This window comes from Tuberibacillus sp. Marseille-P3662, assembly GCF_900178005.1.
Classification (GTDB): domain Bacteria; phylum Bacillota; class Bacilli; order Bacillales; family Sporolactobacillaceae; genus Marseille-P3662.
This window is the reverse complement of record NZ_FXBS01000006.1, coordinates 1,447,673-1,471,127: the sequence shown is the minus strand read 5'-3', so window position 1 is coordinate 1,471,127 and position 23,455 is coordinate 1,447,673. Positions and strand designations below refer to the sequence as shown.

The following is a 23,455-nucleotide window of genomic DNA, read 5'->3' as shown; positions in this document are numbered from 1 at the left end:
CCAGACCCTTTTAATTAATGATCGGCAATAGAATGTGGGAGGGATAGTCTTGTTCATGAAAAATCGTCTGCTTCGCTGTCTGAAACGTATCACTACTAATCATTGTTTCTCCGGTGTTCAAGTTGGTATCAAATCGTGGAAAACTGCTTGATGATATCTCGACTCTGACACAATGATCGGGTAAAAACACATAACTTGTTGCCCAAAGGTCAATCTCATATTGGGTGACTTCTCCACTAAGTGGTTCCTCAGGCGTAAACCCATTCCGATATTTCGCACGAACGATCCCTTCTGTCAAGTGATAGGCAGTTCCATCTGGACATACATCGATTAGTTTGGCGCTGAAGTCTGTGTCAGGGGCGTCGCTTTTCGCCCACAGATATACTTTTACCGGACCGGTCACTTCCAAGGACTTCTCTAACCCTTCAGATGAATAGACAAGGACATCGGTCCTTTCTTCAATCGAACGTTGGTCACGCGGTCCCATTGTTTGTATGCCAGAATATAATGTTGGACCGCCATGGGTGGGGACAGGGTCAGCCGGGTCATATAAAAAGTGATCGGTTGGCTCATGGATAGGTTCTTCCGGGGCTAGCCGCCCGTCACCATCCTTTGTATTCGCTCGGCCATTGCTATGGAAGTAGTATGGAATATACTGTGTTCGGGCCAACGGCCATTCCTGTTCATCCCGCCATTGATTGATCCCCATGACAAATAGTTTAATCGGTGCTTCGTCAGTAATGTGTGTTTCAATGCCTTTCAGCCAATAATCAAACCAACGCAGGTGCAAGTCGGTAAGGTCTTCATGATAGTTGATCCAATCTTCGGATGCATGGATGCCGAAAGAACGTTCACCAATGACGGAACCAAAATCCCCGTGTCCCCATGGGCCGATGATTAATTTTTGTTTGTTTTCACCATGAGAGCCTTCAATGTTTTTCTTCATTTCAGTAAAATTGTCGATCGTCGAAGGTAGCAAGGCATCGTACCATCCCCCAATATGATAAGCGGGAACATCGAACGATTCATACTTATGGGTGATGCTTGTCTTACGCCAATCATCGTCATCCAAATCTTTGGTTAGCGATTGAACGAAAAAATCGGCGACACCGAGTTCTTGAACAGGCGGCCATTCGTTGACAGGAGCATAGGGATACCAATTTTGGATGTCATTATAAAATTCAGCCATCGTCATCATTTTCTTTTTGTAGGTATCAGGTTCAGTATAGGTCCGTTTGACTAGGTCAGGTACGATGGATTCAAGGGTCCAGGTTTCGAATAAACCTAATTCATAAGGGCCATTGTTAAAGGCAAGACTGTTGCGCTGGTCATTTAATGTCATCGCTGGCACCATACATTCTAGGTGAGGTGGACGTGCGCTCGCTGCGAGTAATTGAGTAAAACCATAGTACGATAAGCCGAACATCCCGACTTTTCCGGTCGAATAGGGGAGCGAAGCGGCCCACTCTACAGTGTCGTAACCATCTTCAGCTTCATTTACAAACGGTAAAAAGTCTCCATCTGAAGCAAACCGTCCGCGCACATCTTGAATGATGACGACATAGCCGTTCATGACAAGCCGGTGTGTGTCGATATAACGATGCGAGAACATAGGTAAATCTTTATTATAGGGGATTCGTGTCAGCAAGACAGGGAAGGGGCCGTTGTGATTCGGACGATAAATATCTGCGTATAAGATCGTACCATCTCGCATGGTACAAGGGATGTTTTTCTCAACAAGGATTTGTGAGCTTGTCATGTGTTCATCTCCTTAGAACTAAAATCGTTGATACAAGCGATCCATCCGGAGGCTTCATCCGAATGGATCGCTGGAAGTAAAATCATGCTGCCTTGTTTGCCTTATCGGTTGATTGACCTTTGGTCGGTGAGAGCACCCGTTCGATCCATCCCAAAACAATATCGGCAATGACTGCCATTAAAGCTGTTGGAATTGCTCCCGCCAAAATAATGGCTGCACCATTCGTGGCATTGGTACCGCGGACAATAATTGAACCTAGACCGCCAGCTCCGATAAATGTCCCGATCGTCGCAATCCCGATGGCGATGACAAATGCTGTTCGAATACCGGCCATAATCACTGATAGCGCAAGCGGTAATTCAACCATCCGCAAGACTTGAAATTTAGTCATACCCATCGCATGTCCAGATTCAAGGATAGCACTGTCTACACTGCGTATTCCAGTATATGTATTTTTAAGGATTGGTAGTAATGAATAGAGAAATAACCCCACAACAACGGTATTGGCACCTAATCCCAAGACAAGCATAAGAACAGCTAACATGGCCAATGCGGGAATGGTTTGAATGATATTTGTCAGGGAAATGACCCAAGTGCTTAATTTGTAGCGCCGTGCAATTAAAATTCCGACCGGAATGGCGACAATCGCAGCAAATAAAACACCATAAGCTGACATTAAAAAGTGTCGAAAAAATTGTGACCAAACATATTCGAGATTTTGTGAATAATACGTACCTAATTGCTCAATCGTTTCCACTTTGTGTCACCTCCTCATTCTTTGTTCTTGAAGTAGTGATGTTTTTCAAGAAAATTTTTGGCTATAATGGATGGTTCCTTCAGTTTGACATCAGCTTTATAGTTCAATTTGCGCATCGTTTTCGTACTGATCTTGCCTGCTAATTGATTTAAGATATCACGCAGTTCAGGGTGTTTTTTCAGCACTTCATTCCTAGCAACGGGTGAAGCATCATAAGGTGGGAAGAAATGCTTATTATCTTTTAAGGTGACGAGGTTAAAGTCTTCGATACGCCCATCCGTCGTGTAAGCTAAAACGACATCCATCTTCCCATTAGCAACGGCTTGGTAGACGAGACCCAACTGCATGGGATAAACACGGTTAAACTCAAACCCGTATTCCTTAACAAATGCATCATAGCCAACACCCTTACGTTCGATCCAGGCACTATCGACACCCAGCCTAAGATCTGAAGCATATTTTTCTAAATCTGATACCGTTTCTAAATGTTTATTTTTGGCTAATTGGCTTGTAACCGTAAAAGCATACGAATTCGCGAATCCATAGGAATCAAACCAAGTCTGGTTAAAGCGTTGATCAAATTCTCTCTTAACCGTTTTAAGAGCCTTTTCTGGGTCTGTAATGGGGTCCATGTTCAGTGCACCCACGATATCAGTTCCAGTATATCGGGTCGCAGTAATATCGATATCACCGCTCATCATGGCTTTGTGTTGAACCGTGGATGATCCCAGATTACCAACCATTTCAACCTGCAGATCTGTGTTATGTTCAATCATTTGCTTGATCATGTTACCAATGGTCTTGGACTCAGATGTGCCTAAAGTTCCAATCGTTACGGTTTTCTCAGAAGGCCCGCTTAAGCCGGGAAGAGAACAACCGCTGAGCAATATGATGGTAACGACGAATAATAAAACGATTTTGCGAGATGTTTTCAGCACAAAAATGGCTCCCTTCTAAGCGGCTTCTTTTGTATTTTTTATTCCGTTAGGCGTTAGCCAGCTTTCCAGACGACCGAAGAGGAGATCGGTCACCAAAGCTAACAATGTCGATGGCACGGCGCCGGCTATGATAAAGTCGGGGCGATATAAGTTGAGCCCATTGAAAATATAATCACCTAAACCACCAGCTCCAATGAAAGAAGCAAGCGTGGCCCACCCGATTAAATACACTGTAGAGACCCGAATGCCGGCCATAATCACGGGTAGAGCGAGCGGGACTTCAACATAACGGATACATTCCCAACCTTTCATGCCCATACCGCGGCCAGATTCTAATAGACTTTGATCAACATCTTTGACACCTGTGTACGTATTCCGCAATATCGGCAAAACGGAATAGAAAAATAGGGCAACTATTGCTGGAATTTTACCAATGCCGAGAATCGGAATGAAAAAGGCTAAAATGGCTAGACTCGGAAAGGTTTGTATGATTCCGACAATGCTCATGACGGCTCCGGAAATTTTGGGCACGCGAGTTAGAAAAATGCCCAGCGGGACTGCCACTAACACGCCGAGGGCGACGGCCGTTAACGAAATATAAAAATGCTCCCATGTTTTAAGGAGTAGCTGTGTTCCATTGTTTGCTAAGAAATTAAAGAAAGCTTCCAAGTTATCCCTCCTTATTAGCTAATGGTTGTGAGTACTTCTGACTCACCCCAGATAGAGTCATAAACCACATCTGCAAGACTTGCGCGAGTAACAATCCCCACTAAACGATGGTCGGTGTCAACGACGGGAACGTTTTTCGTTCCTCGTTTCAAAATCCGGTGGATTGTATCCCGGAGTAAGGCTTGTTTTTCCACGCTATAAGGTGATGGATCCATCACATCACCGACATTAAGACCTTTCCTATGATGGTGATCGATGATCTCAATATCGATAAAGCCTTTCAATGTGTTTTCTTGATCGATTACGAGTAGAGAATCGACGCGTTTTTGTTTCATGTATTGGATAGCTTCCGATAATGAATGTTGTTCGGTAATCACAGCGGGATCAGGGTTCATAATTTGTCCGACTGTGCGGATATCTGGCTGTGCCTGAACGAGACGATCTTTACCGATAAATTCCTCTACAAATTCATTGGCAGGGTTTCGGATAATATCATCAGGTGTACCCACTTGAACCATTTGTCCATCCCGCATAATGACAATACGATCGGCTAATTTTAAGGCCTCATCCATGTCATGAGTCACGAACACGATTGTCTTACCAAGACTTTGTTGAAGTTTTTTAAATTCTTCTTGTAACGTATCTCTCGTAATTGGGTCAAGAGCACCGAAAGGCTCATCCATTAATATTAATGGCGGGTCTGCGGCTAACGCACGTAGTACGCCAATCCGCTGTTGTTGTCCCCCGCTTAATTCGTGTGGGTAGCGGTTAAGGTAATCTGAAGGCATATCTACGAGTTTTAATAGTTCTTCAGCACGGGCATGCCGCTTATCCTCGGGCCATTTTAATAGTTTGGTCACAAGCGCGATATTATCTCTAATAGTCATATGTGGAAATAAACCAATCTGTTGAATGACATAACCGATTGAACGCCGTAATTCAACCGCATTTTGTTGTAAAATATTCTCCCCGCCCACATAAATACTTCCTTCTGACGGTTCAATAATGCGATTGATCATTTTCATTGTTGTGGTTTTCCCACACCCACTTGGTCCAATAAAAACAATGAACTCGCCCGTTTGTACATCAAGCGATAGATGCTCAACCGCCTTTTTATCTCCGGCATATACTTTGGATACATTTTCAAAAGTCAGCAAGTAAGTGATACCTCCTAGTAGTTTTATATGGTTTATGAATAGATCAATAGATATTCTAAAGCGAAAAACTATGTACTGTTCGATCGTTTGCAATTCGCTAACGTATTCTAGTGTAAATGTCATTTTGTAAAATAAAAAATGCATAAATTGAACAAATTATATATTTTGTACGTATATTTTTTGTTTTATAGATTTTAAAGCGATTCTTTCTTAAAATTGCTCGGAATTGCTTTTGTTTGCTATCCAATGTCTTTTTTTTGATTTTCTTTAAAACGTGTTACATTCAGTTATATTAAACGGTTCCTAAGGGGGGAAGGACATGGATGATCAATCACTAGAAAAGGTGACTCATGCTAGAAAACAGTTTGCAGAGAAAATCGCCGATAACATGCATACGTTCGGTGTTTCCACGACAGTTGGCCGCGTGCTCGGGATTATCTATATGAACCGTGAACCCATGACGCTAGATGAATTGTCAGAGGAAACGGGCATGAGTAAGACAAGAATGAGCCAAGTCGTTCGCGAAATGATTGATTTAAATATTGCGGAAAAAGTGTTTGAAAAAGGCGTACGTAAAGACTTGTTCAATGTTGAACGGGATTACTATCAAACGTTTATATCACTATTCACAACGAATTGGCGCAAAGCGATTAATAAAAATAAAATGTTTGAACGTAAACTAAAGGAAGATTTAGTAGCGCTTGATGAGAGCAACGACTTAACAGCTGATGTTGAGCAAAAGGTTAATGAATTATTAGAAGAAACAAAAGTTTGGGTTGAATATTACGATTGGATCAGTCGGCTGATTGAATTCTTTGAAAGCGGCGAGGTCTTTAAACATGTACCAAAACATCAATGATTGAATGGAGGCATTCATATGCAAAAAAAAGTGATCTTTACAGCAGCGATAACAGGGGCAGGGGACACAACAGAAAAAAGTCCACATGTTCCCGTGACACCGGAGGCAATTGCTGAATCAGCTATTGAAGCAGCAAAAGCGGGGGCCGCGATTGCGCACATTCATGTTCGTGATCCAAAGACCGGTAAACTCAGCCACGATACGAATCTATTTCGTGAAGTTGTTGAACGTGTCCGAGAATCTGACACTGATGTCATTTTAAATTTAACCGCAGGCGGTGGCGGTGATTGGGTTCCCAACGCAGAAAATCCTTTAACAGCTGGAGAAGGCACTGATATTCAACGGCCTGAAGAGCGTCACGAACCTGTTGGTGAACTACTACCGGAAATCTGTACGCTTGATTGCGGTAGTGTTAATTTCGGTGAACAAATTTACATGAGTCCGACCCATTGGCTGCGCAGGCAAGCTGCTCTCATTCAAAAAAGTGGTGTCAAACCGGAACTTGAGTGTTTTGACACTGGACAGGTCCGGTTTGCGAATCAGTTAAAGAGTGAAGGATTGATTGACGGCGATCCATTATTCCAATTTTGTCTCGGTATTCCATGGGCAGCAGAAGCCGATGCGGAAACCATGTTAACTATGCGAAATAAGGTATCGGATCATGCCCACTGGACAGCATTTGGTATCGGGCGCCAGCAACTGCCGATGGCTGCACAGTCGGTTCTGCTTGGCGGACACGTCCGTGTTGGCTTGGAAGACAACCTTTATCTAGAAAAAGGTGTGCTTGGGACGAATGCCCAATTGGTAGACAAAGCGGTCTCAATGATTGACAAGCTTGGACCCAAACCAATGTCACCGAGTGAAGCACGCGAACAGTTAGGACTTAGAAACCCACATGGAAAGGCTGAATAGAATGGAACATCAAGAAACAACTGTTAAACAAGTAGCTGTTGTCGGCACAGGGGTCATCGGCAACGGCTGGATTGCTCGATTTTTATCCCAAGGTTATGAAGTGATCGCTTCAGATCCAGCCGAAGGGGCTGAATCAAGTATGAGAAAAGCGATTGATCATGCATGGCCAGCTCTTGAGAAACAAGGTTTAGCTGAAGGGGCTTCACGGGATCGTCTATATTTTGAGCCAAATCTTGAGAAAGCCGTTAGCCAGGCTGATTTTATCCAAGAAAATGTGCCTGAGCGCGAACCACTAAAGCGCAAAGTTTTAGCCGATATTGATCGTTTTGCTAAACCGGATGCCATCATGGCTTCCAGTACGTCTGGTATTATGCCAAGTACATTACAGGCTGATTGTAACCACCCTGAACGAGTGATTGTTGCGCATCCATTTAACCCGGTTTATTTGATCCCGCTTGTTGAACTTGTTGGCGGTCAAAATACGGATTCTAACGTCATTCATAAAGCTAGACAATTTTATGATTCACTTCATATGAAGCCTCTTATTGTTGAACGGGAAATTGAAGGCCATGTAGCAGACAGACTGATGGAAGCTATCTGGCGTGAAGCGCTACATATTGTTAATGACGGCGTCGCTACAACTGAAGAAGTGGATGCATCGATTGTATACGGTCCTGGTTTACGCTGGGCCTTAATGGGGCCATTCCTAACGCTACACTTAGCAGGGGGAGAACAAGGCATGCGGCACATGCTAGAACAATTTGGTCCTGCCTTGAAACTCCCGTGGACAAAACTCGAAGCTCCAGAGCTGACGGATGAACTGGCTCAGCGCGTGGTTGAAGGCTGTGAACAACAGACGCAAGGGCATTCAGTGACTGAACTGAATCAACGCCGAGATGATTTTCTTATCGAATTGACCGATTTGCTTGAAAAATATTGGCCGGCTGCTAATCTGAACGGCCGCATATAGTTAAGGAGATTTTAAAAATGTCATTATTAATGAAGACAGCCGTTCGTCCTGATTGGGTTGATTACAACGGTCATATGAATGATGCCGCTTATGCGCAAGTGTTCAGTCTGGCCGTTGATCAGTTGATGGACAATTTGGGTATGAATGAGACGTTTCGTTCGGAACAACAGTACTCAATGTTCACATTAGAGACGCATGTCTGCTACTTAGATGAAGCGCATGAGGATCAGAATTTACTTGTGACAATGCAGCTGCTTGACGATGATGCGAAGCGTCTTCACGTATTCTTCACGATGACAGATGAAGGTGGCGGGAAATTGGCGACAAGCGAGCAAATGCTGATGGGCATGGATATGCATACTGGACGTCCGTCTCCTTTTCCGGAAATGATCCAAAATCAGATTCAACAGATTAATCATGAACAGTCAACCTATTCGTTACCCAAAGAAGCTGGGCGGACCATAGGGATAAAAAAGCGTTAATGTATAGACGTAGCTTAATAAAAGAGTGATAATAAGAGGCTGGATGGAACAAAAGTATATTAGTTATAGAATAATCCGAACTTGTTTAATAATCAGTTCGGATTATTTGTTTAGAATAGCAATTCCTATCATCGCATCGTCAAAATCCTTCGCTTGCCGCGGGCACGGCCTCAGCTAACTTGGTAAAGAAAACCGCTTGACCAAGTGGATCTTCGGCTCGTGCTCCTGCATCTTCAAGCCTTTTCAGGGAAGCAAAATGCTTCGTCGCAATCCAAAGAAGCTTATTCTAAGGCGTTCGTGCTCCTGCATCTTCAAGCCTTTTCAGGGAAGCAAAATGCTTCGTCGCAGTCCAAAGAAGCTTATTCTAAGGCGTTCGTGCTCCTGCATCTTCAAGCCTTTTCAGGGAAGCAAATGCTTCGTCGCAGTCCAAAGAAGCTTATTCTAAGGCGTTCGTGCTCCTGCATCTTCAAGCCTATTCAGGGAAGCAAAATGCTTCGTCGCAGTCCAAAGAAGCTTATTCTAAGGCGTTCGTGCTCCTGCATCTTCAAGCCTTTTCAGGGAAGCAAATGCTTCGTCGCAGTCCAAAGAAGCTTATTCTAAGGCGTTCGTGCTGTTCCCGCAGGCGTCTACGCATTTTGACGACGCTTAGAACTTGCTTTCATATCTTACTGTTCGGCTTCCTGAGTATCCTGTTTTAGATTTGTTCCAGCCTCTGTTTGGTTTAATTTCAATTGAATATCGAATAAGTGCATCAATATTTGCTATAATAATGATAGAAAAGGGAAGGTGAGCAAGGAATGGAGGAACTGCATGCGGGCGCTGTTAGGACGCTTTATGTTGAAAGGGAAGTATCATTTGGTTACTTTTTAAAAAGTGATAACGAGGAAGTATTGCTTCATGAATATGAAATCGAAGACAATATTGTTGAAGGCGATTTTGTTACAGTGTTTTTATACCATGATAAGAAAGGACGTCTTGCCGCGACAATGACGATTCCAGACGTTACATTTGATACATATCAATGGTTACCTGTTGTCACTGTGAAAAGAAAACTAGGTGTCTTTATAGATATTGGCATTAACAAGGATATTCTTTTATCCTTAGATGATTTACCGGATCACAATTCAATGTGGCCCAATGTGGAGGACGAGCTGTATTGTGCCCTGAAACTTGATAAAAAGGGCAGACTGTTGGCTAAACTAGCGGATGAACAAGAGATCGCTACCCTAGCAAAAGATGCTACAAGCGAGATGTTCAATCAAGATATTACAGCAACGATTTATCGAATGATTCCAAGCGGTTCTTTTTTTATAACAAAGGACGGGATAAAGGGATTCATACATCACAGTGAGCGTAAACAAGAGCCTCATCTCGGCGAAAAAGTTATGGGAAGGATTATTGAGGTTAAAGATGATGGCACTGTTAATGTTTCTTTGCTGCCACGCAAGCAAGAAAGTATTGACACAGATGCCGAGCTCATCTTCTCCTATTTAGTCAATCATGGCGGCTCAATGCCTTATGGCGACCGAACATCTCCGGACGACATTAAAGCAATATTTAATATGAATAAAGCCCCTTTTAAGAGGGCCCTTGGCAGGCTAATGAAAGAAAAGAAGGTTTATCAACAGGACGGATGGACCTACGTAGCCGGTGAGAAAATATAAATATCTGAAAGCCCTTGGATCAGGATTCCAAGGGCTCTGGTGTTTTAGTTTTATTTTTTTCCGTCTCATTGATCACTGTTGTTCCGACTAAATCACCGGTTATATTGGTCATTGTTGCGCCCATGCCGACTAAGGCATCAATGGAACTTAGCAGGGCGACGGTTTCAATCGGGAGTCCTGCTTGTTGGAAAACCGTTGCGATCATAATCAGTCCGGCACCGGGAACACCAGCAGTACCAATCGTAGCGAGCGTACCAATCATAACGATTTCAATGATATTTCCCATCGAAAGAGAAGCATCAACCACATTAGCCGCGAAGACAGCAGAAACGCCAATTCGTATCGCGGCGCCGTCCATGTTGATCGTTGCTCCAAGAGGCAAGCTAAAACCGTAAAGACCCTTTGTTAAATTAAGGTTTTTGGCAGCATTGAGCGTCACCGGCAATGTCCCTGAGCTGCTTTGCGTCGCAAAAGCGGTCAGCATCGGTGTACGTGCTTGTGAAAGGAAGCTTCCGACATTCACTTTAAAGATTTTCAATATGACCATATATAAAATGATCTGAATGATGATTGCGCCATACAAGACGCCAACCATTTTACCGAGGGAGACCAGTGTTTCAGCCCCTTGATTACCAACCGTCTTAGCGATAATCGCAAAGATACCAATCGGAACATATTGCAACATCCAAGACATGATCTTTAACGTGATTTCATTTAAAGCTTGAATCACTTTAAATAAAAATTCACCCAAATCGGCGTTTTTTTCTGAAGCTCTTAATGTGGAAAGACCAATACCAAAGATAATGGCTGTAAAAATAATACCTAATAAGTTCAGCTCACTAAATGCCTTAAAAATATTATCAGGAACGATATTTAACAAGACACTGGCAATCCCCGGCCGATCCGGGACATTAACCTCATTACCTGTCTGGAGATTAAATCCTTCACCTGGATTAAAAAGATAAGCAACAGTCAGTCCGACAACCAACGCCAAGGCTGACGTTAAAATATAGTAGATGAATACCTTGCCACCCATTCTACCTAGATTGGATGGTTTCGTTTGGTTGATACCGACAATCAAAGTGAACAAGATTAACGGTATAATCAAGAATCTTAATAGGCGAATGAGTAAATCACCCAATGGCGCTAAAACAGCTGCGTCTTGACCAAAAATCAACCCGACAATGATGCCTAATATTAGAGCGATCGTTATTTTTAATATTAAAGAAGCTTCAATATAGCTGCTCCAAATTTTTTTCATGTTTGAACCTCCCATTTATATCGTTTCCGAAATATCAACAATGATGACCGACCTTGCGTTTTTAATTTCAATCGATAACATCTTATATGATGTCGAAGGATCATACAAACAATTTGCTTTTATCCTATCTATTTACTTGGGATTCGGGAGATATACTTTCTTAAGGTCAATCAAAAACGAGAGTAAACACCCTCCGACCTAATACAGACCGGAGGGTGTTTATTGAAATAATCAATTTTTAATGCAGCTTTAGCGGTTTTTATTTTGTTACTATTTTTATCTTATAAGTCTAAATATGTTGATTTCTTGTTAACTCGAGCTGCTGTGTCATAGTCTTTGGACTTAAGATGTCTCTACCATAATCCAGATGATAGCTTGTTTTTAATAAGATTGGTATCAGTGTTACATTGCTTTGCACCAAGACCATATTGCCAGATGAACGTTTCCGATGAATTTGGCGTTTCGGCTTTAAAGTGATGGGGCGCTTGCTTTTTGGATGTTACACCGGTTTTGGGTTCATTGCTCCAAATCGCGAGGTTCTTTTTAACCGTATTGCTTTGTTTACTAGCTGTCTGATAGACGTCTCTCAGATTATCGTCAGCAAAGTTACCATAGACCCCGGCTTGGTAATGGGCATCAATTAATGTTTTTGTCCAACCCATTAAAAAATCAGCATTCACAGGATAACTCGGTTCAATATCGGCGAACAGATACGTTTCCTTAGGAATATCAAGCGATTGAGCGTAATCAAGGGCTTCTTGGGCTTCTTGTATCCCATTGCTCCGACCGGTGGCATCCGTGAAATGGTTGTGAATGGGGATGATCCTGGCGCCTTTCTGATGAATGAATTGGGCCTCATCTTGGGTTAGGCCCGTCGAAACATTGTCTTTATCACCGAGGTAACGCCCAATGATTGCTGGTTGACCATAATGCTTATCAACACATTGATACAAATTGTCAGTCACTTGATTTGCTGTATCAATACCCCAAATGAGCTTTTGTTTTGATTCATCATCTGATCCATTCGGTTGGTCCGGTTGCTTGGAAGATGGATCGAAATGAAGTGCAAGAAGTAGAAGAGAACCGATAACAAAGATGGGAATGGCCATCATTATTAGCCACCAAAAAGAGGACCGGTGATTATCTTTTTGGAATAAACTTTGACGCTTCCAAAAATATCGCATGAATGTCCTCCTCTCTTACAAAATGTCATTAACAGGGTATTCTGAGGCTGTACGACTGTGAGATGATACGGAAAAAAAGGGAAATGCCCATAATGCTATTCACTGTTTGATAGCGATGTGATAATCATGTGGGAGAGTGCTCCTGCAATAGTCCCCGTGCGTTCCAAGATTAAAGTTTTGTGGGACAGAATAATAAAAATACGGGACACGTTTGTGACGTTTCGGGCCAAGTGTGTGACAACGCCCCTTCAATGGGCCAGGTGCGTTCCAATATTAAAGTTTAGCGGGACAGAATAATAAAAATATGGGACACGTATGTGTCGTTTCGGGCCAAGTGCGGGACAACGCTCCTGCAATGGGCCAGGTGCGTTCCAATATTAAAGTTTAGCGGGACAGAATAATAAAAATACGGGACACGTATGTGTCGTTTCGGGCCAAGTGCGGGACAACGCTCCTGCAATGGGCCAGGTGCGTTCCAAGATTAAAGTTTTGCGGGACAGAATAATAAAAATACGGGACACGTATGTGTCGTTTCGGGCCAAGTGCGGGACAACGCTCCTGCAATGGAACAGCCACAAGACATCGACATCTCATCCCACATATGACCAATTTATAGATAGCCTGTCACTTCGCTAAAATCAAAACATATGATAGAGAAAAGACGGCTAGGAATCGCAGTAAAAGGGTTGGTGTCATAATTATGAAAGGCGTTATTTTAGCCGGAGGGGCGGGCACAAGGCTTCGTCCGGTAACCAAAGTCATCAATAAACATCTATTGCCTGTCGGCCGCTATCCTATGATTGTTTGGCCGATTTTTAAATTAAAAGAGGCAGGGATAAGCGATTTGTTCATTGTTACGAATCAACATGATCTTGATTTGTTTCAACGATTGTTAGGGGATGGTCATGAGTGGGGCGTGAATCTTCAGTATGGGATCCAACAACAACCCGATGGGATCGCAGCCGCCCTCTATCAAGCCAAATATTTCGCAGCTGATGAATCAGTCGTGGTTCATCTCGGCGATAACATTTACCGGCAATCCTTAGCGCCATTCGTTTCACAGTTCTTGGAACGAAAGAAGGGAGCCCATGTTTTATTAAAGCATGTTCCTGATCCGGAACGATTCGGCGTCGCAATCGTCAATAAAACGAATCAAACGATTACAGCGATTCATGAGAAACCAAAGCAGCCGCTAAGCCATTACTGTGTAACGGGTATTTATATGTTTGATAGGACGGTGTTTGATCGAATTGAGAGCATCGATCCATCAGGACGCGGAGAATTAGAAATTACGGATGTTAATAATCAATATATCGAAGAAGGCGATCTCACTTATGATGTATTCAATGATTGGTGGATTGATGCCGGTACTCATGAAACGCTTTATCAAGCCAATGTTTGCGTCCACGAATAGGATAGGGAGTGACGTTCATGAAAATTTTGGTCACAGGCGGAGATGGGCAACTCGGGGAAGCATTTAAACGCAAGCAGCGTCCATCCGATGTGGTTGTTCCACTATCTAGAACGGTTCTTGATGTCACCCATCGTGAAGAAACCGATAGCATGATCTGTGAGTTAGAACCCGATATTGTGATTCATGCAGCCGCTTTAACCGATGTTGATCAGTGCGAGGTCGACCCGCGTCAAGCTTTTAATGTGAACGCTCTAGGGGTTTTAAACGTGCTTCAAGCATGTCGACGTATGCATTGTCCGGTCATGTATATTAGCACGGATTATGTGTTTGGCGGTGAAAAATCGATTCCCTATAAAGAGGATGATGCAACCGATCCGATTAATGTATACGGCATGAGCAAGTGGATAGGTGAAGAAATCATTGGCTGTGACTTGTCGGCCAACTATATTGTCCGAACATCTTGGTTATTTGGTCATGGCGGCAATCACTTTATCAGTACGATGAAACGACGCGCTGAACATCAGGAAACGGTTCGAGTGGTCACGGATGAAATCGGTGCTCCTACTTATGCTGATGATCTTGCCAGCGCGTGTTTAAATCTACTTGAATGCCCACCGGGAATCTATCATATCAGTAATGACCGGCACTGTTCCCGCTATGAGCTCGCGCAAACGGTTTATCAATTTTTAGGGTCTGACCCTGAATGGGTGCTACCGATCGAAAAGAAAGATTTTCAGACGGAGGCGGAGCGGCCAGCGTATTCCGTATTAAGTATGGAAAAGTTGGAACACTCTTGTATGACGAAACCACGCATTTGGCAAGAAGCCCTGAAGGAATATTTATGGAAGGAGTCGATGGTCGATGATCGACGGGGTGAAAACTAAAACGATCACAAAAAACTTTGATGACCGCGGTTATTTAGCAGAATTGGTGCGTAGTGATGAGGCATTGCTCACACAGTTTGGTCAAGCGACATTATCCATGAGTTTCCCCGGGGTCATTAAAGCTTTTCACTACCATAGGCAGCAAGAGGATCTCTGGTTTTTTCCTTCCGGTCATGCGCAAGTCGTGCTGCATGACTTACGGCAGGATTCACAAACAAAAGGGGTCACGGAAGTCTATTATATGGGTGAAGAGCATCCGATATTGCTGTTGATCCCTCGTCTGGTGGCCCATGGTTATCGCGTTCTTGGGAATAAGCCGGCAACAATTCTCTATTTCACATCTGAGCCTTATAATCGCGATCATCCTGATGAAGAACGAATAGCCTGGGACGATCCCGTCATCAACTTTGATTGGGAGACAAAAGCCCGATAATGCTTATTGAAAATGACGTTAGAGAGGGGTGAACGGGTTGAATCCAACCGTTTCCGTCATCTTAACGAGTTATAATCAACCACAACTGGTGGGTCGAGCGATTGAAAGTATGTTAGCGCAAACGTTTGATCAATGGGAACTTTATATTATGGATGATGCGTCCAATGAACAGACTCAGAACGTGATTCGTGAGTATATCCATCATCCGAATATTCATTATATAAACAGCGAAGTGAACGATTGTGATCGCCATAAAACCACGCGGTATGCCTCATTAATTAATCAAGCGATACCTCTAACATCAGGACAATATATATCTTATTTAACGGATGATACAGAGTATGAACCTGAGCGCTTAGCTGAACTGGTTACCTTTCTACGCCAACATCCTGATGTTGCAGTTGTGTATTCTGCCCAGCGGGTGGTCCAATTGGATACAAAGTTTAGACGGCAATCGGAACGGATTGATAAAACAAACGGTGTGTTGGCACATGCCGCGGGTCTTGTGGATCATTGCTCTGTGATGCATACACGGAACATTGCTGATCGTGTATATCAAACTTACGGCAGCTATTGGGATGATGATCCAATTCACTGGTATAACGGGGATGCAGCCTTTTGGCGCCGGTTAAACAGGTGGAGCTCGTTTTACCCGGTCAAGAGCGTTTTAGATACCACTTATCAAACGCCGTCATCGTTTCAACAATTAAGTCAATATACGCCACAACATTTACCGGATGGTCTTTTAATCCAGGGAGTGTCATCGCAAGTCTATTTGCTGGATCAGCAGAAACGCCGTCCCATATCTACGGAGATATTCAGTCAATTAAAGTATGACTCTAGCAAAATTGTTCAAATATCGGATCCGCTCCTGTTTAAATATTCTCAAGGATCGGGAATTGACAGTCATATCATGCAGACGGGCCCGTTCCCGAGTCAACAGCTTGTCCAATGTGAAGCATCCGGCGCAATCTATTTTATTCAACAGGGATATAAACGGCGTTTGTTGGGCGATCAAGTGCTGCACAAATGGCGTTTTAATCGTCAGTTGCTCATCATGTTATCCCTCGAACGGCTGGCATCGATTCCTGATGGATGTCCGATCACCGACGATCTGACGAAGACAATGATACCAGATGGCCGGTTATGTCAATTTCAACGAACCTTTTATATCAGTCAATACGGTTACCTCCATCAGATCTCAGGAAAGGTCTTAAACCGGTTAAAATTTACCCGCCAAGCACTGATCCCTCTACGACAGTATGAATTCACAGCATTACCGCAGGGAGAGCCTTATATGTGGCGCTGGATAGATGCGAACAATCAACCACAACAATTTTAAATAGATGACGACGTCCGACCATACGCTGAATCCTCTCTGGACATAGCGTATAGTATGAAAATACGTGAAAAAACGGAGTGGATAATGATGAAAAAAGCATTGATTACAGGGATAACAGGTCAGGATGGTTCCTACCTGGCCGAATTTTTGCTTAAGCAAGGTTACAAGGTCTACGGTCTCAAACGTAGGACAGCAACACCTAACGATATGAATATAGCTCATATCAAAGATCAAGTCACGTTTATCCCGGGGGATTTGCGAGACCTGGCATCACTGATTGATGCGGTGCGTGAGGCCCAGCCTGACGAAATCTATAATTTAGCCGCTCAATCTTATGTAGCTGACTCATGGGCACAGCCCATTTTTACAGGGGAAGTCACCGCGATGGGGGCTCTCAATATGTTGGAAGCGGTTCGTCTCGTGAAACCGGATGTCCGCTTCTACCAGGCTTCAAGCAGTGAAATGTTTGGCAAGGTGGTCGAAACACCGCAAAAAGAAACGACCCCGTTTTATCCACGAAGTCCATACGGGGTGGCTAAAGTCTATGGGCATTGGATCACGATTAATTTCCGGGAAAGTTACGACTTATTCACTTGTTCAGGAATTCTATTTAATCATGAATCACCAAGAAGAGGTCTGGAATTCGTGACTCGAAAGATCACCGATGGTGTCGCCAAAATTAAATGTGGCAAGCAAAACGAACTGAGACTTGGCAATCTAGATGCCAAACGGGACTGGGGGTTTGCTGGTGATTATGTGCAGGCGATGTGGCTTATGCTACAACAATCTCAGCCAGACGATTTTGTGATTGCTTCAGGTGAAACGCATACGGTTAGAGAGTTCGTCCGGGTTGCTTTTAATCATGTTGGCCTTGATTGGCAAGATTATGTCGTTCAAGATCCTAAATTCATGCGACCGGCAGAAGTGGATTTGTTACTGGGTGACGCTTCCAAAGCACAAAAGCAGCTTGATTGGCAACCATCAACATCGTTTGAGGAACTGATTCAAATGATGGTTGAAAGTGATATCGATAGAAATGCAACATGATGCTATTTTCCTACAATAATCGTCCATTTTTTTTAATATAGTTAGTTGTTGGCTTCGAAAACGGAGCACACTGAATATTTTACTAGAAAAACGTAAGATACACGAGAAATCATAGTGAAATATCAGTGAGGTGAGCTCAATGAAAATTGTGATCATGGCAGGCGGTCAAGGCACACGGTTTTGGCCCATGAGTGACCAGAAGAAACCGAAACAATTCTTGCAGATCAATCATGCCAGCCAAACGATGCTTCAGGAAACGTATGACCGTTTTCGCAAGTGGTTGCCTAAAGAAAGTATATATGTCATCACAACGTCTGACTATAAAAAACTGACAATGGAGCAATTGCCAGAGCTGCCGGAAAATCAATTAATTGTGGAACCCGCACAAAGAGATACAGGACCTTGTGTGGCATTAACTGCCCATTATTTCCTTAATCAAAAAAATGATGATGACGAAGTGCTTGTGCACGTTCCTAGTGATCAGTACATCGGCGATGATCATGAATTGATCAATGCTTTATACCGGGCAGAGGAAAAGGCGTATGACAAGAAATCGATCGTAACGCTAGGTGTCAAACCGACACGTCCGGAGACCGGCTATGGTTATATCGATGCGGTGCCTACAGATTCAGAAGATACCACTTATCAAGTCCGTGCATTTATAGAAAAACCCAATCAGACAAAAGCAGAACAATTACTACAGGCTGAGTACACGTTTTGGAACAGCGGTATTTTCATATGGAAACCATCAACCATTGCCTATTATATGAAGCAATATCAACCAGACCTCTGGCATGCATTGCAAATATCACAAGATCTCGAGTCGGACTATAAGACGTTTCCAAAACTATCTGTTGATTACGCCATCTTAGAAAAAGCACAGCACGTGTTCATGATTCCCGTTGCCTTTGAATGGGATGATATGGGTACATGGACAGCCGTGGAGCGCATTAATAAACAAGATGTCGATGACAATCTATTTATTGGCGGTTACGATATTGAATCAATGGCAACCCATAATTCCTTCGTATTGTCCGATCGTGATGCGCTGATTATCGGAGCAGAAAATTTGATCATCGTTTCTAATGAGAACGGTCTATTAATCTGTGATAAGTCCAAGGAACAGGATATTAAAAATCTGATTAAAGTGATCAAGCATCGGAAAAGTTCAGGTGATAATGATGGATCAGGGGATTAATTTAATCGGTTACGCCCGGACTGAATCCGGGATAGGTCAATCTTGCCGCTTAGCTGCGGGTGCCATGGACAGCGCCGGTCTGCCTTTCGGTATTTTAAATCATGCTGCGAACCCGTCCCGGAAGCGGGATTTAACATGGATTCACAAAGAAATGAGACGGCCGATTTATAACACGAATCTTTTTCACATTAATGCTGATGAAATGATCAGAGGCTGGCAAACGGGTCGGCTTTCAGAGAGGCTGTTCCGTGATAAATATAATATTGGTTACTGGCACTGGGAGCTACCGAGCTTCCCTGAAGACTGGAGAACGGGATTCCAACTTGTGGATGAAATCTGGGTGCCATCATCCTTTGTCTATCAGGCAATCGTTTCAAAGACTGATAAACCTGTTATAAAAATGCCGCATGCGATAGACGTTGATGTTGATCAAACGATCACAAGACGCCATTTTAAATTACCAGATCATCGTTTTCTATTTCTTATGATGTATGATGCACTCAGCTATCGTGAGCGCAAAAATCCCAAAGCGGCCATTACAGCCTTTAAGAAAGCTTTTGGTCATGATCATGCCAATGTTGGTCTTGTGATCAAAGTGAATGCAGCCAATCATCGTAATCGGGAACTTCACGAGCTCAAAAGATGGATTGATCATCAGGATCATATATATATCATGCCCCAAATCCTTGATCGCCGGCATGTCAATGCTCTTATTCATGTAACGGATGCCCTAGTTTCTCTCCATCGTTCGGAAGGATTTGGTTTACCGCTGGCTGAGGCCATGTATTTAGGGAAGCCCGTGATTGGAACGAATTGGTCCGGCAACACCGATTTTATGAATCAAAGCAATGCGTATCCCGTGCCGTATACACTAACGTCGGTTGGTGACAACTATGGACCTTATTCGGCTAATCAGCAATGGGCTGAGCCTGATACAGATCATGCCGCAGCCTGTATGCGGGAACTATACTTCAATCCCAAGCAAGCACAGTCATTAGGTCAAAAAGGATTAGAAACGATGAAAACCGATTATGCGCCGGAAGTGATGGGTGAAAAGATCAAAACAAGACTTCAAACAATTGAGAGGGGTTATCAATGAAAGAAAAAGTAGTGATCGTTGGCGGTGGGGGTCATGCCAAAGTCATTATTGATACGATCCGGCAACAATCAGCTTATGAAGTAGCTGGTTTTGTCGATACCAGCTCAAAGAAAGCCTTGTTAGATGCGCCGAAACTTGGGTCTGATACGGAGTTGCTGACATTATTCCAATCAGGTCTCGTGTTAGCATTCATCGCGGTAGGGGACAACATGTTAAGAAAAAAACTATTTAACAAAGTCAGAGATATTGGCTTTACATGTATTAATGTTATCAGTCCCAATGCCTATGTGGCTCCATCCGTCACCCTTGGAGAAGGTATTGCCGTGATGCCAGGAGCTGTCATCAATGCTGCTTCGACCCTCGAAAACAATGTCATTGTTAATACCGGAGCCACCATCGATCATGATAATCACATCCATGCGCATGCTCATATCGCCCCGGGCTGTCATCTCGCTGGGGGAATAGATGTTGAAGAAGGCGCGTTTCTGGGTACTGGATGCGGAGTCATCCCCAACAAAAAAATTGGTCGCTGGTCGGTCATTGGTGCCGGTGCGACGGTCATTGATCATATCGGTGATTATACGAAATCGGCGGGGGTGCCGGCCAAAAAAATTGGATCAACAAAAGGTGATGGAAATGAGTGAAAAGCGAATGATTCCTTTGGCATCTCCCGTCTTTAACGGGAATGAAAAACAATATGTACTTGATTGTATCGATTCAACCTGGATTTCCTCAGGTGGCAAGTATGTGCAAGCTTTTGAACGGCAATTTGCTGATTATTGTGGTACACAGTACGCTATCAGCTGTGCCAATGGGACCGTCGCCTTGCATCTAGCTCTTGAGGCTCTAGGAATTGGCCCCGGTGATGAGGTGATTGTCCCCACATTAACCTATATCGCTTCAGCGAATGCTGTGACGTATTGTGGCGCGACACCGGTATTCGTCGATGCCGAGCCTGAGACATGGAATATCGATCCTGATGGGATCGAAGCAAAAATCAACGGACGAACCAAGGCCATCATCGCGGTCCATTTATATGGCCATCCCGTTGATATGGATGCTGTTCAATTTATTGCCGCAGAACACAATCTCTACGTCATTGAAGACGCAGCTGAGGCACACGGTGCAGAATATAAAAATCAGCGCGTCGGTTCGATTGGTGATGTGGCTTGTTTTAGTTTTTTCGGTAATAAAATGATCACAACCGGCGAAGGCGGGATGATTACCACGAATAATGATGCCCTCCAACAAAAAATCGTCTTGCTAAGAGGTCAAGGCATGGACCCAGAGAACAAATACTGGTTTCCGGTGATCGGATACAATTATCGGATGACAAACATGCAAGCGGCGATCGGTTTGGGTCAGTTGGAGAATATGGAATGGCATATTCAATGCAGGCGTGAGGTGGCCACCGCATACCAAGAACAATTGTCATCCTTGATGCATGTGATTGATCTTCCAGTTGAACAAACGTGGGCGCGGCATGCCTATTGGATGTACACAATACTATTGAAGCCATCTGTGGCGATATCACGTGATGAATTGATCCGGCGGTTAAAGGATGATGGTATCGAAACCCGACCCGTCTTTTATCCAATGCATATCCTGCCGCCGTATAAAGAATCTGCTCAATACGCGACCGCTGACGACATCGCCTCCAGAGGACTGAACCTCCCGTCACACGCACGATTAACGCCGGGCGATATTAAGGCGATATCAGAGAGTATTGCGTATCATCTAAATGATTAATAAATAACTATATTATGGAAAGAGGTGGGTAACAATGAAATCTCCTAGGATATTTTGGTTATGCACGCATCAAACATTACGATATGAAGAAGTCCCGTTGCTCATGGAAGCTGGAGCTGAGGTGATTCCCGGTCTTGGTGAGTCATTTTGGTTAAAATATGATCCTGATTATGAGAATGAAACGGCTCGTTTATACCCGCATTGGCGAAAATCGTGCACTTTACCTACGCATATTGTTGAAAAACTGAGGCGTATCGATATATTAGGAAAGAAAGGCGCACTGACCCCTGAAGAGGCATCATTTTTTAATCAATGGGTTGACGTTATCTTTATTTCCAATTATCCGGAAATTTTAGGAAATGTGTCAAAATGGTTTCAAGGTTATGTTGTATTTAGAGTCTTTGGACACGGTGATTACACCACATACACCGAACAGCTCAGGCGATTGAATGTTAATATCGATCAGGTTGTGGCAAATGACAAATATGTCTGGTCGCCGATCTTAAGTAGTCTAGGCAAGCGAGAACTTCCACAACTCAGTAAGAATAAGTTTTATCTCAATGCGTTTGTGTCCCAAGAGCGTCTAGGATTTCAATGGGCCAAAGATCAATCCCAACCTTATTTAAGTACAACAATTTCTTATCTTGACGGTAATCCGCAAGCACGCGAGATCTATGAAGACTTTGCTGAACGCTTTGGGGATATACCTTATGTTGTATTAGGGAAAAACTCGAAGCATGCCGTTAAAGGTCTGTCAGATAAAGTGTTAGGACATCTTAATGATCAGCAATTTTTTTCTAAAATCGCCCACAGCCGGATGTTTGTTTATTTCGGGCTGGGTTCCAATTACCATCTTCATTATACCCCGATCGAGGCGATAAAAATGGGGGTGCCCGTCGTTTTCTTAGAGCAATCAGGTTTGGCCCAAGAGGCCCGCGATCACAGCGTGAGTCGAGCCAAATTAAAGACGATCGGGATGTGCAGTAATCCACAGGAAATGAAACAATTTGTCCAGTCGCATTATCATGATTTTACAGCACTTGAACAACTTGCTCGTGAACAGTCACAAGTTTTGGGTAAGATTTTCAGTCGAGATGCTGCTTTAGCAAGAACCAAAAAATTTATCGACGATATTGCGCCCTATGTTAGTCAACACAGAACTCAGCAATATGCCCAGCCAGCGGCCTTTAATGTCTTGAAAAAAGATGCTTTTCGTCCCAATGTCATTCACAAGGATTTGCCGACAGAACCGGGACAAACCGTGACATTTAGATCAGAAAATATTGGCTCTATGACAGGAAAAATGATCTATAATCATCACGGAAAATTCCTATCTCGCCGAGTGGAACAAAGAAAAGATGCTCCAGGGATGTTGATCGCAGAACACATTAGACAGTTAACGCCTGGAAGATATCGCTTCTCCATTGAATTGAATAGTGATCATGCTGCCCGGTCGTCATTAGGCGCGTTCTCACTCGGTATTTGGAATCCTCAATATAGTGTCTTGAAATCACAGACGATTTCTCATGTCAAACCAGGTGCTAACACCATCGAATTAACCGTTCATTTCACGCCAGAACAGGCTGATTTACTCAAGGAGTTGCGTTTGGTTTGGAATGGTGGGCACACATGTGAATACACCCATCTTAATGTCAAGAAATTGGCTTAATAAAAACA

General features: G+C 43.5%; 22 protein-coding genes. 15 read left to right on the top strand and 7 right to left on the bottom strand.

Annotated features, from left to right (window positions below; genetic code table 11):
* Positions 1–10: 10 nt before the first annotated feature.
* The 5 genes from B9Y89_RS16040 to B9Y89_RS16020 all read right to left on the bottom strand — a co-directional run bounded on the left by B9Y89_RS16040 (position 11) and on the right by B9Y89_RS16020 (position 5,280).
* Positions 11–1,759, bottom strand: a complete 1,749-nt coding sequence (locus B9Y89_RS16040; RefSeq protein ID WP_085524197.1) for a CocE/NonD family hydrolase — start codon at positions 1,757–1,759, stop codon at positions 11–13.
* Positions 1,760–1,841: 82 nt separating this feature from the next.
* Positions 1,842–2,516 (bottom strand): ABC transporter permease, encoded by a 675-nt coding sequence (locus tag B9Y89_RS16035; RefSeq protein WP_085524196.1) that lies wholly within the window; start codon positions 2,514–2,516, stop codon positions 1,842–1,844.
* A gap of 14 nt (positions 2,517–2,530) precedes the next feature.
* Positions 2,531–3,451 (bottom strand): osmoprotectant ABC transporter substrate-binding protein, encoded by a 921-nt coding sequence (locus B9Y89_RS16030; RefSeq protein WP_085524774.1) that lies wholly within the window; start codon positions 3,449–3,451, stop codon positions 2,531–2,533.
* Between the two features lie 18 nt (positions 3,452–3,469).
* The gene (locus B9Y89_RS16025) at positions 3,470–4,123 is read right to left on the bottom strand and encodes an ABC transporter permease (protein ID WP_085524195.1); all 654 of its coding nucleotides are present in this window, start codon (positions 4,121–4,123) and stop codon (positions 3,470–3,472) included.
* A gap of 14 nt (positions 4,124–4,137) precedes the next feature.
* Positions 4,138–5,280 (bottom strand): betaine/proline/choline family ABC transporter ATP-binding protein, encoded by a 1,143-nt coding sequence (locus B9Y89_RS16020; RefSeq protein ID WP_085524194.1) that lies wholly within the window; start codon positions 5,278–5,280, stop codon positions 4,138–4,140.
* Between the two features lie 319 nt (positions 5,281–5,599).
* Here B9Y89_RS16020 and B9Y89_RS16015 point away from each other — a divergent pair, with 319 nt between their 5' ends.
* From B9Y89_RS16015 to B9Y89_RS15995, 5 genes are all read left to right on the top strand, one after another.
* A complete protein-coding gene (locus tag B9Y89_RS16015) occupies positions 5,600–6,139 on the top strand; it encodes a GbsR/MarR family transcriptional regulator (RefSeq protein WP_085524193.1) in 540 nt (179 codons plus the stop codon).
* Positions 6,140–6,157: 18 nt separating this feature from the next.
* Entirely contained in the window at positions 6,158–7,051 is an 894-nt protein-coding gene (locus tag B9Y89_RS16010) for a beta-keto acid cleavage family enzyme (RefSeq protein ID WP_085524192.1), read from the top strand.
* A gap of 1 nt (position 7,052) precedes the next feature.
* A complete protein-coding gene (locus tag B9Y89_RS16005) occupies positions 7,053–8,021 on the top strand; it encodes an L-carnitine dehydrogenase (RefSeq protein WP_254901271.1) in 969 nt (322 codons plus the stop codon).
* Positions 8,022–8,038: 17 nt separating this feature from the next.
* The gene (locus B9Y89_RS16000; RefSeq protein ID WP_085524190.1) at positions 8,039–8,503 is read left to right on the top strand and encodes a thioesterase family protein; all 465 of its coding nucleotides are present in this window, start codon (positions 8,039–8,041) and stop codon (positions 8,501–8,503) included.
* Positions 8,504–9,300: 797 nt separating this feature from the next.
* Positions 9,301–10,167, top strand: coding sequence for a CvfB family protein (locus B9Y89_RS15995; RefSeq protein ID WP_085524189.1), 867 nt, complete (start codon positions 9,301–9,303; stop codon positions 10,165–10,167).
* Positions 10,168–10,186: 19 nt separating this feature from the next.
* On the opposite strand, the gene B9Y89_RS15990 is transcribed toward B9Y89_RS15995, so the two are convergent.
* Positions 10,187–11,428 (bottom strand): dicarboxylate/amino acid:cation symporter, encoded by a 1,242-nt coding sequence (locus B9Y89_RS15990; RefSeq protein ID WP_085524188.1) that lies wholly within the window; start codon positions 11,426–11,428, stop codon positions 10,187–10,189.
* Positions 11,429–11,781: 353 nt separating this feature from the next.
* Positions 11,782–12,612: a glycoside hydrolase domain-containing protein gene (locus B9Y89_RS15985; RefSeq protein WP_085524187.1), complete on the bottom strand. Its 831-nt coding sequence runs from the start codon at positions 12,610–12,612 to the stop codon at positions 11,782–11,784.
* A 700-nt stretch (positions 12,613–13,312) separates the two neighbouring features.
* Between B9Y89_RS15985 and B9Y89_RS15980 the strand changes: the two genes are divergently transcribed.
* From B9Y89_RS15980 to B9Y89_RS15935, 10 genes are all read left to right on the top strand, one after another.
* Positions 13,313–14,026, top strand: a complete 714-nt coding sequence (locus B9Y89_RS15980) for a sugar phosphate nucleotidyltransferase (protein ID WP_085524186.1) — start codon at positions 13,313–13,315, stop codon at positions 14,024–14,026.
* A gap of 17 nt (positions 14,027–14,043) precedes the next feature.
* On the top strand, positions 14,044–14,910 hold the full coding sequence (rfbD, locus tag B9Y89_RS15975) for a dTDP-4-dehydrorhamnose reductase (RefSeq protein ID WP_085524185.1): 867 nt from the start codon (positions 14,044–14,046) through the stop codon (positions 14,908–14,910).
* Complete coding sequence (locus B9Y89_RS15970) at positions 14,888–15,343, top strand: dTDP-4-dehydrorhamnose 3,5-epimerase family protein (RefSeq protein WP_085524184.1); 456 nt, start codon at positions 14,888–14,890, stop codon at positions 15,341–15,343. The genes rfbD and B9Y89_RS15970 overlap by 23 nt, the downstream gene beginning before the upstream one ends.
* Positions 15,344–15,380: 37 nt before the next feature.
* A complete protein-coding gene (locus tag B9Y89_RS15965) occupies positions 15,381–16,685 on the top strand; it encodes a glycosyltransferase family 2 protein (RefSeq protein ID WP_176222261.1) in 1,305 nt (434 codons plus the stop codon).
* An 87-nt stretch (positions 16,686–16,772) separates the two neighbouring features.
* Positions 16,773–17,732 carry a GDP-mannose 4,6-dehydratase gene (gmd, locus tag B9Y89_RS15960; protein WP_085524182.1) on the top strand — a complete coding sequence of 320 codons (960 nt, stop codon included), beginning with the start codon at positions 16,773–16,775 and terminating at the stop codon, positions 17,730–17,732.
* Positions 17,733–17,871: 139 nt separating this feature from the next.
* Positions 17,872–18,930, top strand: a complete 1,059-nt coding sequence (locus B9Y89_RS15955) for a mannose-1-phosphate guanylyltransferase (RefSeq protein ID WP_085524181.1) — start codon at positions 17,872–17,874, stop codon at positions 18,928–18,930.
* Positions 18,914–20,029 carry a glycosyltransferase family 4 protein gene (locus tag B9Y89_RS15950; protein ID WP_085524180.1) on the top strand — a complete coding sequence of 372 codons (1,116 nt, stop codon included), beginning with the start codon at positions 18,914–18,916 and terminating at the stop codon, positions 20,027–20,029. Before B9Y89_RS15955 ends, B9Y89_RS15950 begins: the two co-directional genes overlap by 17 nt.
* On the top strand, positions 20,026–20,673 hold the full coding sequence (locus tag B9Y89_RS15945; RefSeq protein WP_085524179.1) for an acetyltransferase: 648 nt from the start codon (positions 20,026–20,028) through the stop codon (positions 20,671–20,673). The genes B9Y89_RS15950 and B9Y89_RS15945 overlap by 4 nt, the downstream gene beginning before the upstream one ends.
* Positions 20,666–21,778, top strand: a complete 1,113-nt coding sequence (locus B9Y89_RS15940; protein ID WP_085524178.1) for a DegT/DnrJ/EryC1/StrS family aminotransferase — start codon at positions 20,666–20,668, stop codon at positions 21,776–21,778. Before B9Y89_RS15945 ends, B9Y89_RS15940 begins: the two co-directional genes overlap by 8 nt.
* 34 nt (positions 21,779–21,812) lie before the next feature.
* Positions 21,813–23,447, top strand: a complete 1,635-nt coding sequence (locus B9Y89_RS15935) for a hypothetical protein (protein ID WP_085524177.1) — start codon at positions 21,813–21,815, stop codon at positions 23,445–23,447.
* Positions 23,448–23,455: the final 8 nt, after the last annotated feature.